This is a genomic window from Emcibacter sp., assembly GCF_963675455.1.
In the GTDB taxonomy this organism is placed as follows: domain Bacteria; phylum Pseudomonadota; class Alphaproteobacteria; order Sphingomonadales; family Emcibacteraceae; genus Emcibacter.
The window spans coordinates 506,478-522,028 of the sequence record NZ_OY776217.1 but is presented as its reverse complement, the minus strand read 5'-3'; the positions used below and the strand labels follow the sequence as shown (position 1 = coordinate 522,028).

The window sequence follows — 15,551 nt, the reverse complement described above, 5'->3', positions numbered from 1 at the left end:
GGTCATGCCTGAGAACCCACATGTCTTTTTCTGTATCGACGGCCATACCTGCGGCAATCCAGTCCGGCTTGTGGCCGGCGGAGCGCCGGTCCTCAAGGGACAGACCATGGCTGAGAAGCGTATAGAATTCATCGAACATCACGACTGGATCAGAAGGTCGCTGATGTTTGAGCCGCGCGGCCACGACATGATGTCCGGCGGGTTTCTCTATCCCTCCAGCCACCCCGAGGCAGACATGGGGATCCTGTTCATGGAAACCAGCGGCTGCCTGCCCATGTGCGGCCACGGCACCATCGGCATGGTGACCATGGGGCTGGAAAACGGCCTGTTGCACCCGCGGGAGGAAGGCCGCCTGTTGCTCGAGGTGCCGGCCGGGCTGATCCGGGCGGACTATGTCAGGAACGGCAACCGGGTCGAGGAAGTGCGGCTGTTCAATATTGAGAGTTTTCTGTATGCGGAGGGCATCGAGATTGACTGTCCGGAGCTCGGGCCGCTGAAGGTGGATATTTCCTACGGCGGAAATTTCTACGGCATCATCGATCCCCAGAAAAATTACCCGGGCCTGGAGCATTTTTCTGCCGGCCAGTTAGTCGCCATGAGTCCTGACGTGCGCCGCCTGCTGAGGGAAAAAATCACGCCGGTTCATCCGCTTGATGACCGGATCAGCGGAGTCAGTCACCTGATGTGGACCGGGGCGCCGCAGACAATAGGGGCGGACGGACGCAATGCGGTCTTTTACGGCGACAAGGCCATCGACCGGTCGCCCTGCGGCACCGGCACCAGCGCCCGACTGGCCCAGCTGGCGGCCAGGGGAAAGCTGAAGCCGGGCGACGAGTTCGTCCATGAAAGCATTATCGGCTCCTGCTTCCGGGGCCGGGTGGAGAACGCGGCGAAAGTGGGTGAGTTTGACGCCATCCGGCCCAGCTTTGCCGGCTGGGCGCAGCAGACCGGGCTCAACACCATTACCGTGGATGAGGCGGATCCCTTCTGGCAGGGTTTTTCGGTCACCTGATGCCGCCGGAAATGAGTGTTCCGGCAAAAATACGCCGACGTAACCCGATTTCACTTTAAACAAAACGATCGTTTGAATATACTTTCCTGAGGGAGGGAGGCAGACGCTGCACGGGAAACAAAACCATAAACCCCCGGCAGGTCGGCTGGTTCCGGTATAAAGGGAGTTAAATGTCGTTTTTGTTTGACCATATGCGGGAAGTCAGATTCCAGCTCCGACAGGTGCTGGAGTGTGAGGACTTGTTTGCCTCGGGGGTCTATGCGGACTATTCGCCGGAAACCATGGACGCCTTTCTGGAGACGGCCCGGGCCATCGCCGAAGATCATTATCTGCCCCATTATCAGGACGGCGACCGTCAGGAGCCCACCTTCGACGGGGAAAAGGTCAGCCTGCTGCCCGAAGTGGAAACGGCCTGGCGCGCCTTTGCCGACGCCGGTTTCCTGTCCGCCCATCATGATCCCGATCATGGCGGCATGAATATGCCGCAGGTCCTCAGCAATGCCTGCATGTCATTCTTTTACGGGGCCAATCTGGCCTTTGCCGCCTACAGCCTGCTGACCATCGGGGCGGCCAACCTGATCCGGAGCTTCGGGTCCGCCGACCAGATTAGCCGTTTTTTGCCGCCGATGACGGACGGCCGGTTTGCGGGCACCATGGCCCTGACCGAGCCCGGCCAGGGGTCGGCTTTATCGGATATCCGGACCACAGCGGAACTTCAGGCGGACGGCAGCTATCGCCTTAAAGGCCAGAAGATGTTTATTTCCGGCGGCGACCAGTCCTTTACGGAAAATATCGTGCATATGGTGCTGGCCCGCATCAAGGGCGCACCTGACGGGGTCAAGGGCATTTCCCTGTTTCTCTGTCCCAAGGTCAGGGTTCAGGAAGACGGATCCCCGGGCGCGCGCAATGATGTGAAACTGGCCGGCCTGCTGCACAAGATGGGCTATCGCCATACCACCTCGACGGTGTTGAATTTCGGCGAGGAAGGTGACTGCGAAGCTTTTCTAGTCGGTGAACCAAACCGGGGTCTGTTCTATATGTTCCAGATGATGAACGAGGCGCGGATCGGGGTTGGTCTCGGGGCCGCCATGCTGGGTGTTGCCGGATATCATTACAGCCTGAATTACGCCCGGGAGCGGCAGCAGGGCCGCTTGCCGTCCTGCAAGGATCCGTTGAGCCCGCAAGTGGCGCTGGTCGAACATGCCGATGTGCGGCGGCTTCTTCTGGCCCAGAAGGCCTATAGTGAAGGCAGCCTTGCCCTCTGTTTTTATGCCAGCCAGCTTGTGGATCGCCTCGAAATGGCGCAGAATGCAGAAGAAAAGAAAAGCCTTTTGGGGTTGCTCGATCTTTTGACGCCGATCGTCAAAAGCTATCCGTCTGACTATGGCCTTGAGGCCAATAAAATGGCCATTCAGATATTGGGCGGAGCCGGCTACACTAGGGAACATCCGGTGGAGCAATATTACCGGGACAACCGTCTCAATCCGATCCATGAGGGGGCGGAAGCCATTCACGGGCTGGATATTCTGGGCCGCAAGATTGTGCTCGACCGGGGCGCGGCCCTGAAGACCCTGCTGGAACATATTGCCCGGGACATAAGTCTGGCGGGTGACGCCGGTGTGGAGACCGATATCTGCGATCCCGTAATGGAAAGCCTTGGGCTGGTCGAGCAGGTGTCACGGACACTGACCGGTAAAATGGGTGAGGATATCGACCTGGCTCTGGCCAATGCCACCCTTTATCTGGATTTTATGGGCCGGGTGGTGATTGCCTGGATGTGGATCCGTCAGGCCCGGGCCGCGCAGGAAGCACTGTCGCAGGCAAGTGATGGTCCGGAGAGTGACTATTACAAGGGCAAACTCCAGGCGGCGCGCTATTTCATGGGCCGGGAATTGCCCCGCATTGAGTTGCAGGCCAAAACGCTCATGGGATTTGAAGCCAGCGCCTTTGAGATGCAGGACAGCTGGTTTTAGGGTACACTGTACAAAAATAAAGGGAGAAGTCATGTCTTCGATGCAGTCGGCACCGATTAATCTGATTGAAATTCTTGAGCATGCGGCCGGCTATCACGGCGCAACGGAGATTGTTTCGCGCCTGGCCGAGGACGGCAGTATTCACCGGGAGACCTACAGTGAATGTCTGACGCGAACGGAAAAGCTGGCGGCGGCGCTGGAGAGGCTCGGCGTCAAGCAGGGCGACCGCATCGCCACCCTGGCCTGGAACGGCTTCCGCCATGTGGAAAGCTGGTTCGCCATATCCGGCATGGGCGCCGTCTGCCATACCCTGAATCCGCGGCTGTTTGCAGAGCAGCTCATCTATATTATCAACCACGCCGAAGACCGCATGATCCTGGCCGATGTGACCTTTGTGCCGCTGCTGGAAAAACTCCGCGAACATCTGCCGACGGTGGAACATTACATCATCATGACCGACCGCGCCCATATGCCGGACACCAGCCTGCCGGGGGCGCTCTGTTACGAGGACCTGCTGGCGGCGGAAGACGCAGGTTTTGACTGGCCTTTCCTGCCCGAGGAAACGCCGTCCTCACTTTGTTACACATCCGGAACGACAGGTCACCCCAAGGGCGTGCTCTATACCCACCGCTCCAACCTGCTGCATGCGGCCTGCGGAAATAACATGGACGGGTTCGGACTGGGGGCGGCAAGCGCCATCCTGATCATCGTGCCCATGTTCCATGCCAATGCCTGGGGGCTGACCTTTGCCGCGCCCATGGTCGGGGCCAAGATGATCCTGCCCGGCGGCGGCATGGACGGGGCCAGCATCCATGAACTGATCCGCACCGAAGGCGCCACCTGTTCCGCCGCCGTGCCTACGGTCTGGAACGGGCTTCTGGACTATATGGATAAAAGCGGCCAGGACCTGGCCGGAATTGAGAATCTGATCATCGGCGGGTCGGCGGCGCCCCGTTTCATGATCGAGCTGCTGGATCAAAAATACGGCGTCGAAGTGAACCACGCCTGGGGCATGACGGAAATGAGTCCGCTCGGTACCGTCAACCGCGACCTGCCGTTTATGAAGGGTCTGAAGGAGCGGGATTACGAGGCCTGGCTGGATATGAAATGCAAGCAGGGTCGTCCGCCCTTCGGCGTGAAAATGAAGATTGTCGACGACGAGGACCGGGACCTGCCGTGGGACGGCAAGACCTTTGGGCGGCTGCTGGTCAAGGGCCCGTGGATTGTGGAAAGCTATTACAAACAGGCGGAACGGGCCGTCGATGCCGACGACTGGTTCGACACCGGCGATGTGGCGACCATTGATGCGCACGGCTTCATGCAGATCACCGACCGGGCCAAGGATGTGATCAAGTCCGGCGGCGAATGGATCAGCTCGGTGGATATGGAAAATATCATCATGGGCCATGACGCGGTGGCGCTGGCCGCCGTGATCGGCATGGCCCACCCCAAATGGGAGGAACGGCCGTTGCTGATCGTGCAGTTGAAAGAAGGCGGCGAGGCGACAAAGGCGGAGCTTCTGGCCTTCCTCGAGGGCAAGGTCGCCAAATGGTGGATTCCCGACGATGTGCAGTTTGTCGATCAGGTCCCCTTGACGGCGACCGGCAAGATCAGCAAGCTCAATCTCCGCCAGCAATTTGAGGGATATAAGTTTCCCGAGAGCTGAGTATAGGTTTGGCCCGCAAATGGCCTTATTTCAGCGCTAGGTATAATCCCGGAGTAAAATGAGGAAGGAACGAGTTATGTTGAAAAAGGCCCTGATGATCCTGTGTCTTGCGGCGTTACCGCTGTCTGTGCAGGCCAAATCCAGCGAGGAAAAGCGCCAGGAAATCCTGAAGATGCGCGACGGCGTGCTGGAAAAGCTCTATGAAAGCAACAAGGAAACGAAATCCATGATTGCCGAGGCCGAGGGTTATGCGGTCTTCAACTCAGGCGGCGTGAACCTGATCCTGCTGTCCGCCGGCTCCGGCACCGGTGTTGCCCATGACAACAAATCGGGCGAAAATATCTTCATGAAGATGGCGACCGGCGGGGTCGGTATCGGTCTCGGGGTGAAGGATTACCGGACCGTCATGATTTTCCACAAACGCTCTGCCTTTGAACAATTTGTTGACAAGGGCTGGGATTTTTCCGGCCAGGCTGATGCGGCGGCGACCGTCGATGAAAAGGGCGCCCAGGCCAGCGGCGCCGATACAGTGGTCTCCGGCGTCAGCGTCTATCAGATGACCAAAACCGGCCTTGCGCTGCAGGCGACCCTGCAGGGCACCAAATACTGGCAGAATGACAAGCTGAACAAGAAATAGTTTCGGCAAAGGATTTTAAACCAAAGGCCCGCGAATGAGCGGGTCTTTATTATGGTTCGGAACTTTGTTTTTCTGCTGGAGCTAGCTTGTTAATCAAATAACTGCAAAAGGCGGCGCAGGCTCCGAGCATGAACTGGGCATCGTTTAGGTCCAATTCTTCTTCTTTCTCTAAAATTGGATGCCGTATACCTTGGGCTGTGTTCGTAAAACCGTAGATTTTGTCCATTCCTTGTTTAAGGGCTTCATTCAAACCGTGATTTTTTTTCAGTTTAGATAAAGCTGGGCCAAGAGTTTTCTCCCCCGTCATTTGACGGCAAACACTTTCCACGGCGTGAATGCTTTCTCGAATACTATCTGCAGGATTGTTGCAATTGATATGATCAATTGATGCCATTAGGTGAGTATGAGAGCCATTGAAGGATCCCTCCTTTGTGGAGGCTAATGCTCTAACTATCGTTTGGCCTTCTTCAGGGCTGGAATGCGGAATCAAAGTTTTCTCTTTGTCGTTCCAGGTTACCGGAGAATTGTAGTCGACTAACAATCTTTCAAGTTGTTCGACGAGGTAGCCTTGCGGGAAATTCATTTCTAGAAAGAAGTGCAAAGTATTCATCACGTCGAAGTAGGAACCGGTTCGAAACAGATTATCACACTGATCGAAGAAACCTCTTCCATCCTCAGGGAATTCGGCTTGATAACGTCCCCAAATCTCGGTGTAGCAAATTTGCGATCCTTGGTGAGTTCGATCATCATAGAAACGATATCCGCAGTTATAGCCGGTTCCATGAGTGTATATCCTGTTACTGCATCGATGCCACCAGTTTGACAGTCTTCGGCGTAATTCGTCACTAAGTTCACCTACTTGCATCCGCTCAGGCGGAGGAGTAGCTCCAACACGTTCTGAATAAGGCACATATCTTGTCAATGTATTTCCCGTTTAATTTTGGTTGATATATTCACTTTTATCATACAATCGGTGCGGGAAATCTATCAAGAAGTAAACCGGTCCAGCGATGTTCCTAACTCGAGCAGCTGATTTCCAGATGTTTGCCCCACTCGGGCGGTTCGGCCGCGTAGTCTTCATGTTCCGGCTGCTCGTCATAGGGGTGGGACAAAATCCCGATCAGTTTTTCCACCTCTGACGCATCGCCGGCCTCGGCTTTTTCAATCGCCTGCTGGGCCAGGTAATTGCGCAGGATATATTTGGGGTTGGCCCGTTTCATGGCCTGGGCCCGTTCTTCATCGCGGGAATTTTCCGCCTTGAGGCGCGCTTTGTATGCTTCCAGCCATTCCCGGAAATCCGCTTTGGCCTCCTCCGGCGCATAGAGCGCGCTTTCATCGTCGCTTTGTGTGAAGTCGGCAAGTTTGCGGAAGAAAATGCTGTAATCGATCGCATGTTTCTGCAGCAGGCCCAGCAAATCGCCCATGAGCTGCCGGTCGTCCTCCATCTGTACTCTGAGGCCGAGTTTTTTATTCATCAGCCGGTCATACTCCTCGAAAAAGCGGGTCTGGTAAGTCTCCAGCAGCTGTTCGGTCAGCTCGCCACTGAGCAGGTCCTTCATGGCATAGGCCAGGGCGCGCAGGTTCCAGAAGCCGATGCTCGGCTGCTGGTTGAAGGCATAACGGCCCTGCTCGTCGGTGTGATTGCAGATATAGCCGGGATCAAAGGCCTCCATAAAGCCGTAGGGGCCGTAATCGAAGGTTTCGCCCAGCACCGACATATTGTCCGTGTTCATGACCCCGTGGGCAAAGCCGTAGGCCTGCCAGTGGGCGATCATGCCGGCGGTCTCTGTGGCGATGCGCAGAAGCAGGGCTTCACAGGGTTGTTCCGCTTCCGCAACGTCCGGGAAATGGGTGTCGATCACATAATCGGCGAGCTTTTTCAGCTCCGCCGGCTGTTTGCTATGGGCGAAATACTCAAAGCTGCCAAAGCGGATGTGGGAGCGGGCGAGGCGGACCAGCACACTGGCGCTTTCCATGGTTTCGCGGCGTACTGGTTCCGTACTGCCGAGGATGCAGAGCGCCCGGGTCGTCGGAATGCCGAGATGATGCAGGGCTTCGCTGGCCAGATACTCGCGGATGCAGGACCTCAAGACTGCCCGGCCGTCACCAAAGCGGGAGAAGGGGGTCTTGCCGGACCCCTTGGTATGGATATCCCAGAGCTCGCCTTTGCTGTTGCGCACCTGGCCCAGCAATATGCCGCGGCCGTCGCCGAGCCGGGCACTGTAGCCGCCGAACTGATGCCCGGCATAGACCATGGACAGCGGTTCGGCCTCGTCCGGCACCTGATGGCCGCTGAAGATATTCAGGGCCTCGTCGGAATTGAGCCAGTCGGGGTGAATGTCGAGAAGCTCGGCCGCCGAGGTGCTGGCCGTGACCATGTGCGGATCGGGCAGCGGCCGGGCCTTCATGGGCGCAAAGAAGCTCTCCCCCAGACCGGCGAAGCGGTTGTCAAAGCTGAGGGAGTTGATCACTTATGCCTCCTGCTGCTGCAGGGCATCAAGGCGGTTCTGTTCTTCCTTCTGGCGGCGTTTTTCTTCCCGGCGCTGGGCGATGATGTCCTGGACCTCTCCGCCGATATGTTCGGCCCCGGATTTCTTCGCCAGCTCGATCTGGCGTTCCCGCTCCTGATAGCGGCGCATCTGCTCTTCCGATTTTTCGTCGTGGCAGTGATGGCAGCTCACGCCCTTCATGTAATGGGGGTGGTTCTTGTCTTCCTCGGTGATCGGCATGCGGCAGGCGAAACACTGGTCGTATTCGCCCGGCTCCAGATTGTGTTTGACCGCGACCCGGCTGTCAAAGACGAAACATTCGCCTTCCCACAGGCTTTCCTCTTCCGGCACTTCCTCCAGATATTTCAGGATGCCGCCTTCCAGGTGATAGACTTCGCCGAAGCCCTGTTCTTTCAGGTAAGCGGTGGATTTTTCACAGCGGATGCCGCCGGTGCAGAACATGGCCACCTTCTTGTCCTTGGCGTCGGCGAGCTTTTCCTCCACATATTTGGGGAATTCCCGGAAGGTGCCGGTCTCGGGGTTGAGGGCGCCTTTGAAGGTGCCGATGCCGACCTCGTAATCGTTTCGGGTATCGACCAGGATCACATCCGGGTCGGAAATCAGCGCATTCCAGTCCTGCGGCTTCACATAGGTGCCGACGATATGGTTGGGGTCGATGCCTTCCACGCCCATGGTGACGATTTCCTTCTTCAGCTTCACCTTGGTGCGATAGAAGGGCATCTCGTCGTTATAGGATTCCTTGGTCACCAGGTTTTTGAAGCGGGCATCGGCGCGCAAATAGTTGTGCAGGTTCTCAATGGCCTCGGCCGAGCCGGCAACGGTGCCGTTGATTCCTTCCCGGGCCAGCAGCAATGTGCCTTTGATGCCCTGGTCTTTCAGGAAGGTAAGAAGCGGTTCACGGAGGTCGGCAAAATCATCAAGTGTGACAAAATGATAGAGTGCCGATACGACAATCTTTGACATATTCAGGTTCCTTTGTTGCGGGCCGGATCGTAAATCCGGAGCACCAGTCTCGGGCCTTATATATCAACCTTGGGTCCAGAGTTCAAGCGGGAGAGGGATCACAGACCGGCAATCTGGGTGGGGAAATCGTCGGGATGCCAGCTCAGTTCATAATGTACCAGGTATCCGTCATGGTCGGACAGCGGTTCATCGCCGACCTTTTCGTCAAACAGGACTTCCACGCGCAGCGGCCGGAGCCGGACGCGGTCACCGCCGTGGAACGCCTGCAGGTCGTTTGTGTCCAGCCACGGCGTGTTGCTTTCGAGCGGCATACGCACATCACAGCCGTTGCCGGGATCGAGGCAATATTGCCGGGCAAGCAGGCCGACCCGCCGGCTGTCCCTGCCGCGTCGGAAATAATCGACCATCTCCGGCAGGCCTTTCAGGTTGAAATCGCCGGCCATGATGAGCGGTCTTCCGGTATGATCAGTGCGGTTGAGCAGCGTATGAATGGTATCGACCTGCAGCCGCTGGGCTGCCGTGGTGCGGTGAAGGTCGACGCCCGAAGACGGTCCCTTCGAATTCATATGGGTATTGGCCACGTCAATCAGGAACGGCACGCCGGGAATGCGGATGCCGGCCATCATCACGCCCTTGTTGGCCAGGCAGTCCCAGCCGGCGCAATCCTGGCGCGGGAAGGCGGTTTCATATTCCTCGACGATGGGGAACTTGCTCATGATATAGAGGCCGCTGTTAATGACTTTGCCCCAGGTCTCGCCGCGCCATGGATTGCGGGCGGCAATGAACTCCTGCGGCGCTGCTGCCGAGGCACCCTCGACAATATCCTCGGTGGCGGGGCCGGTAATATAGTTTTCGTATCCGCCGGCAAAGATAATATCCCGGCTCTGGTCCATGAAGGCTTCCTGCAGCAGGACAAGGTCAGGGGCGGTTCCCTTCTCCCGCATCCGGGCGAATTCCTCTGCAATCAGGTCCAGCCGCTCACCGCGGCCGCTTTTGATCGGCCAGGGCAGCCCGGCGATATTATAGATCAGCACACTGAAGGTGACCTTGTGCCGGCCGGTCCGGGGATCGATTTTAATGGCGGGTGTTTTGTTGGCGGCCAGTTGCGGCAGCGGCGGCTGTCCCATCATTGAGGTATTGGCGTTGAGGGAGACGCTCAGGCTCAGAACAAGAATGAGAAATGCAACTCTTACATACAGCTTCTTCATGCCAAATTCCCTGTTTCCGACACAAGATATGATCCGGTGTACGGGCCGGGATTCCGCCTGTCAATTTCACTTTGTGCATGTCATGGAATAATCATTTTTCCGAAGTGTTATCGTCACTTAAGGGTCACATTTATGCAAAAGTATCCTCGAAATAGTCGGCCAGAAAATCGATCAGGGTGCGGACCTTGACCGACAGAAGCTTTTTGTGCGGATAGAGCACATAAATATAGAATTCAGGTTCCCGGTAGTCGTCGAGAATGGGAACCAGGTCTCCCTCGCTCAGCGCTTGGCCGACGATGAAGGTGGGCATCAAAACGATGCCCTGGCCGCAGATAGCCGCCGCGCACAGGAACTCACCATTGTCCGAGGTCAGGTTTCCATGCACGGGAACATGCAGCTTGCGGCCGTTATGATAAAACGGCCAGCCTTTGTTCCGGACAGGTGTGTCATAGGTCAGGCAATTGTGTTTCAGAAGATCCCGGGGGGTTTCCGGTATCCCGTGTCTGGCAAGGTAACCCGGACTGGCGCAGGCAATGCGGCGGGAGGCGCAGATCTGGCGGGCCATCAGATTGGAATCCGGCAGGGTGCTGGCGACCCGGATGGCCAGGTCATAGCCTTCAGCGGCGATATCGACAAAACGGTTGGAAAAGGAAACATTCAGCGACACCTGGGGATATTTATCGAGATAGCCGGACATGGCGGGACCGAGATATTTGATGCCGAAACTCAACGGGGCCGCCACCCGGATGTTGCCGATCGGAGTCTGGGTTCTGCGGCGCAGGCTTTCCTCTGTTTCTTCCAGGTCGTGGAGCAGTTTCTGCACCTGTTCAAGATACTGGTATCCGGCGTCGGTCAGGCTGACATGCCGGGTGGTGCGGATGAGCAACCGGGTGCCGAGATGATCTTCCAGATCCTTTACCCTTTTGCTGACCACGGAATTGGCCAGGTTAAGCCGACGGGCGGCTTCGGCAAAGCTGCCGGTCTGTCCGACAACGGCAAAGGTTCTGATATTGGAGAGCTTGTCCATTATTTAAATAATTCGAATAGTAAAGTTCAAAAAAACAATATTATCATAATAATGGGAAAAATATATCCTTTCTTCATCACTTCGGCATGATGGAGACGATCGATGATTACCAGGCGCAGTCAGGACGGGCGAGGCATAACAGCCGGAGGCTGGCTGAAAAGCAAGCATTCCTTTTCGTTCGGTCGCTATTACGATCCCGATAACATGGGGTTCGGGCCGCTCCGGGTTATCAATGAGGACTGGATCAAGCCAAGCTCCGGCTTTGATACCCATGGCCATGAAAATATGGAAATCATTACCTGGGTTCTGGAGGGCGCCATTGCCCACAGGGACAGCACCGGGAATATCTCTGCCATCACGCCCGGTGAAATACAGCTGATGAGCGCCGGCAGTGGTATCCAGCACAGTGAATATAACGGATCGCAGGAGGAAGAACTGCATCTGCTGCAGATCTGGATTATGCCTGACGAGACCAATACCCCGCCCGGCTACCAGCAGCGCAGGTTTGCCGGGGATGAGCTGGAAAACAGCTTCCGGCTTCTTGTCAGCTCTGACGGCGCAGAGGGCAGTCTGACAATGCGTCAGGATGCGCGGCTCTTTGCCGGGCGTTTCGCGCCGGCGGCCGAGGTTAAGCAAAATTTGCTGCCGGGCCGGAAATACTGGCTTCAACTGGCCCGCGGGGAAATCACAGTAAACGGCGAAACCGGCGTATCCGGAGACGGTTTTGCCCTCGAAGGTGAAGAATGTCTCCGGATCAAAAGTGTATCGGAGTGTGAAATTTTATTATTCGAATTGCCAGAATAAGGAGAGATATAATGTCAGAGGAAATAAGCATACTTGCCTTCGCCGGCAGCACAAGGAAATCGTCATTTAACAAATCCATGGTCAGGGCAGCAGTCGACGGGGCCGAGGACGCCGGAGCCGAGGTCACCTATATCGATCTTCGTGATTATCCGCTGCCGCTTTACAACGGCGATCTGGAAGCGGCCGAGGGGTTGCCGGACAACGCACTCAGGCTGAAAAAGCTGTTTGAGGGTCATGACGGATTGTTGATCGCGTCCCCGGAATATAACAGCAGTTATTCCGCAATCCTGAAAAATGCCATTGACTGGGTCTCCCGCCCGGCCCGGGAAGATGAACCCATGCTGCATTCCTTTGCCGGCAAGAAGGCGGTAATTATGGCCACGTCGCCCGGCGCAATGGGAGGATTGCGTGGTCTATATGCCCTGCGCGAGTTGTTGATGAATATCATGGTCACCGTTCATCCGAATATGCTGGCACTGGGAGGTGCTTTTGACGAGTTTGATGAAAGCGGCAAACTGAAAAACGCTGACAAGGAGCAATCCGTTCGTCAACTTGGGGCCCAGCTGGTGGAAATGCTGAGCGAATAGTTTCAGTTGCTCATAGTGGTTCTTTGAAAGCAGGTCGCCCGCGGCCTGCTTTTTTCTGTTTTTCAGAAGTATTTACTTTTCTTCAATATGAACCATGTATGACGAAAAAGTATTTCGGTGCAAAGTATGGAATGGTTTAATAAACATTATTAAAGTGTAGTATAGAATAAAATACATTGTTTTTATATATAAACTATATTATGCGTTGCCATACTTTGATTATATAACTATCTAAAGATAGATCTGCCAGGGTTGCTGGCAGGCTATCCAACGAGAACAGACGGACGGGCAGGACATTGCCTGAAAACGGACGGAAAAGAGATTGTGGAATGGATTTGACCCACTTGCAGCGGCTGGAAGCCGAAAGTATTCATATCATGCGGGAGGTGGCTGCAGAATGCCAGAACCCGGTGATGCTTTATTCAGTAGGCAAGGACTCGGCAGTGATGCTGCATCTGGCCATGAAAGCCTTTTACCCTTCCATCCCGCCATTTCCCATTCTTCATGTGGATACCACCTGGAAATTTCGGGAAATGATCGAATTTCGCGACAAGCGGGCGGCCGAACTTGGCCTTGATCTTCTGATTCATGTGAATCAGGATGGTGTCGACCAGGGCATCGGTCCTTTCAGCCATGGTTCCGCTGTTCATACGGATGTGATGAAAACCCAGGGCCTGAAACAGGCTCTGGATAAATACGGTTTTGACGCTGCCTTCGGCGGCGCCCGCCGGGATGAAGAGAAAAGCCGGGCCAAGGAACGTATCTTCTCCTTCCGCTCCGCCCAGCACCGCTGGGATCCCAAGAACCAGCGTCCGGAACTCTGGAGCCTCTATAACAGTCGCATCAACAAAGGTGAAAGCATTCGTGTGTTTCCCCTGAGCAACTGGACCGAGCTCGATATCTGGCAGTATATCTATCTTGAGGATATTCCGATCGTGCCGCTGTATTTCGCCAAGGAACGGCCGGTTGTCGAACGGGACGGCATGCTGGTGATGGTGGATGATGATCGCCTGCCGCTGGAACCCGGCGAGAAACCGATGATGAAAAAAGTCCGCTTCCGGACATTGGGATGTTACCCGCTGACCGGGGCTATTGAATCCGACGCAGATACGTTGCCGGCCATTATCCAGGAAATGCTGCTGACAAGAACCTCCGAACGTCAGGGCCGCGCCATTGACAAGGATGCCAATGCGTCCATGGAACAGAAAAAGCAGGAGGGATATTTCTAATGGCACACCAGTCTGATCTGATTTCCGAAGATATCCTTGAGTATCTGAAAAGCCAGGAAAACAAAAGTCTGCTGCGGTTTATCACCTGCGGCAGCGTTGACGACGGTAAAAGCACCCTGATCGGTCGCCTGCTGTATGATTCAAAAATGATTTTCGAAGACCAGCTGACAAACCTGGAATCCGACAGCAAGAAGGTCGGCACCCAGGGCGGGGATATGGATTTTGCCCTTCTGGTGGACGGTCTTGCCGCAGAGCGGGAACAGGGGATCACCATTGACGTGGCCTATCGCTATTTCTCGACCGACAAACGAAAGTTTATCGTCGCGGATACGCCGGGTCATGAGCAATATACCCGGAATATGGCCACCGGCGCCTCCAATGCGGATCTGGCCATTATCCTGATTGATGCGCGCAAGGGCATACTGACCCAGACCCGCCGGCACAGCTATATTGTGTCCCTGCTGGGCATCAAGCATGTGCTGCTGGCGATCAATAAAATGGATCTGATGGATTATGACCAGAAGGTCTTTAACCAGATTGAAACAGACTACCGGGCCTTTGCCAAAGAGATCGGGCTCGAGGATATTACCTGTGTGCCTATTTCTGCGCTGAAGGGCGATAATATTCTGGAGCGTGGTGAAAAACTGCCCTGGTATAACGGGCCGACCCTGATGCAGGTTCTGGAGACGGTGGATGTCTCGTCCGACGAAAAATCGGCGGCTTTCCGTTTCCCGGTGCAGTGGGTGAATCGCCCGGATCTGGATTTCCGCGGATTCTCCGGAACCATTGTCAGTGGGACTATACACGAGGGTGATGAGATTGTGGTCCTGCCGTCGGCCAGAACCAGTCGCGTCAAGCGCATTGTGACAATGGGCGGTGACCTGAAGGAAGCCATCGCCGGACAGGCCGTAACCATTGTTCTGGAAGACGAGATTGACGTGTCCCGCGGTGATGTGATCTGCCGCAAGGAAAAGCGAGCCGAACTCACCGATCAGTTCATGGCGCACGTGCTGTGGATGGATGATGAACATCTCCTGCCGGGCCGGGCCTACCTGATCAAGATCGGCTCCAAAATGGTGCCGGGTGTGATTTCCTCCCTGAAGCACAAGATCAATGTGAACAGTCTTGAACATGAGGCAGGCAAGGCACTGGAACTCAATGAAGTGGGGGTTTGTAACCTGTCCCTGTCGGATCAGATTCCCTATGACCGCTATGCGGATATTCGTGAGACCGGCGCCTTTATCATCATCAACAGGCTGAACAACAATACAGTCGGCGTTGGCATGATTGATCACGGCCTGCGCCGGGCGGAAAATATCCACTGGCAGGCCCTGGATGTGGACAAAAAATCCAGATCAGACCAGAAAGGCCAGAAACCGGCCGTGCTGTGGTTCACCGGCTATTCCGGTTCCGGCAAGTCAACCGTTGCCAATGCGCTGGAGAAAAAGCTCTTTGCCCGCGGCAACCACACCTATGTTCTTGATGGCGACAATGTCCGTCATGGTCTGAACAAGGACCTTGGTTTTACCGATGTCGATCGGGTGGAAAATATCCGCCGTGTGGCGGAAACGTCAAAACTGATGGTTGATGCCGGGCTGATGACCCTGGTGTCCTTCATTTCACCGTTCCGTTCAGAACGGCGCATGGCGCGTGAACTGATGCAGGACGGCGAATTCCTCGAGATTTTCATCAATACTCCACTGGAGGTTTGTGAGCAGCGTGATCCCAAGGGGCTTTACAAAAAGGCGCGTTCCGGCGAAATCAAAAACTTCACCGGCTTTGACAGTCCTTACGAGGAACCGGACCAGGCGGAACTGACCATAGATACCACTGATCTGGAGCCGGACAAGGCTGCAGACCGGATCATTACCTATCTTGAGGAAAATGGTTATCTGTCGTCCTAGGAAATATATCATACGTTAATAGAAAGCCGGC

General features: G+C 55.5%; 13 protein-coding genes. 8 read left to right on the top strand and 5 right to left on the bottom strand.

Annotation, left to right across the window (positions count from 1 at the left end; genetic code table 11):
• Window positions 1-4: 4 nt before the first annotated feature.
• From ACORNT_RS02400 to ACORNT_RS02385, 4 genes are all read left to right on the top strand, one after another.
• Window positions 5-1,012 carry a 4-hydroxyproline epimerase gene (locus tag ACORNT_RS02400; protein ID WP_321394857.1) on the top strand — a complete coding sequence of 336 codons (1,008 nt, stop codon included), beginning with the start codon at window positions 5-7 and terminating at the stop codon, window positions 1,010-1,012.
• Window positions 1,013-1,182: 170 nt separating this feature from the next.
• Window positions 1,183-2,985 carry an acyl-CoA dehydrogenase gene (locus tag ACORNT_RS02395; RefSeq protein ID WP_321394855.1) on the top strand — a complete coding sequence of 601 codons (1,803 nt, stop codon included), beginning with the start codon at window positions 1,183-1,185 and terminating at the stop codon, window positions 2,983-2,985.
• A 40-nt stretch (window positions 2,986-3,025) separates the two neighbouring features.
• On the top strand, window positions 3,026-4,651 hold the full coding sequence (locus tag ACORNT_RS02390; protein ID WP_420717532.1) for a long-chain fatty acid--CoA ligase: 1,626 nt from the start codon (window positions 3,026-3,028) through the stop codon (window positions 4,649-4,651).
• Between the two features lie 76 nt (window positions 4,652-4,727).
• Window positions 4,728-5,288, top strand: coding sequence for a YSC84-related protein (locus tag ACORNT_RS02385; RefSeq protein WP_321394850.1), 561 nt, complete (start codon window positions 4,728-4,730; stop codon window positions 5,286-5,288).
• A 49-nt stretch (window positions 5,289-5,337) separates the two neighbouring features.
• Here ACORNT_RS02385 and ACORNT_RS02380 read toward each other — a convergent pair whose 3' ends face one another.
• The 5 genes from ACORNT_RS02380 to ACORNT_RS02360 form a co-directional block, all read right to left on the bottom strand.
• Window positions 5,338-6,210, bottom strand: a complete 873-nt coding sequence (locus tag ACORNT_RS02380) for a hypothetical protein (RefSeq protein WP_321394847.1) — start codon at window positions 6,208-6,210, stop codon at window positions 5,338-5,340.
• 94 nt (window positions 6,211-6,304) lie between these two features.
• A complete protein-coding gene (locus ACORNT_RS02375; protein WP_321394844.1) occupies window positions 6,305-7,759 on the bottom strand; it encodes a protein adenylyltransferase SelO in 1,455 nt (484 codons plus the stop codon).
• Entirely contained in the window at window positions 7,760-8,761 is a 1,002-nt protein-coding gene (locus tag ACORNT_RS02370) for a rhodanese-related sulfurtransferase (protein WP_321394841.1), read from the bottom strand.
• 98 nt (window positions 8,762-8,859) lie between these two features.
• Complete coding sequence (locus ACORNT_RS02365) at window positions 8,860-9,969, bottom strand: endonuclease/exonuclease/phosphatase family protein (protein WP_321394839.1); 1,110 nt, start codon at window positions 9,967-9,969, stop codon at window positions 8,860-8,862.
• A 130-nt stretch (window positions 9,970-10,099) separates the two neighbouring features.
• A complete protein-coding gene (locus ACORNT_RS02360) occupies window positions 10,100-10,996 on the bottom strand; it encodes a LysR family transcriptional regulator (protein WP_321394836.1) in 897 nt (298 codons plus the stop codon).
• Window positions 10,997-11,098: 102 nt separating this feature from the next.
• Between ACORNT_RS02360 and ACORNT_RS02355 the strand changes: the two genes are divergently transcribed.
• The 4 genes from ACORNT_RS02355 to cysN all read left to right on the top strand — a co-directional run bounded on the left by ACORNT_RS02355 (window position 11,099) and on the right by cysN (window position 15,520).
• Window positions 11,099-11,800: a pirin family protein gene (locus tag ACORNT_RS02355; RefSeq protein WP_321394833.1), complete on the top strand. Its 702-nt coding sequence runs from the start codon at window positions 11,099-11,101 to the stop codon at window positions 11,798-11,800.
• Between the two features lie 11 nt (window positions 11,801-11,811).
• Window positions 11,812-12,387: an NAD(P)H-dependent oxidoreductase gene (locus ACORNT_RS02350; RefSeq protein ID WP_321394832.1), complete on the top strand. Its 576-nt coding sequence runs from the start codon at window positions 11,812-11,814 to the stop codon at window positions 12,385-12,387.
• Between the two features lie 329 nt (window positions 12,388-12,716).
• On the top strand, window positions 12,717-13,616 hold the full coding sequence (gene cysD / locus ACORNT_RS02345) for a sulfate adenylyltransferase subunit CysD (RefSeq protein ID WP_321394829.1): 900 nt from the start codon (window positions 12,717-12,719) through the stop codon (window positions 13,614-13,616).
• A complete protein-coding gene (gene cysN, locus ACORNT_RS02340) occupies window positions 13,616-15,520 on the top strand; it encodes a sulfate adenylyltransferase subunit CysN (protein ID WP_321394826.1) in 1,905 nt (634 codons plus the stop codon). The genes cysD and cysN overlap by 1 nt, the downstream gene beginning before the upstream one ends.
• The last annotated feature ends 31 nt before the right edge of the window (window positions 15,521-15,551 follow it).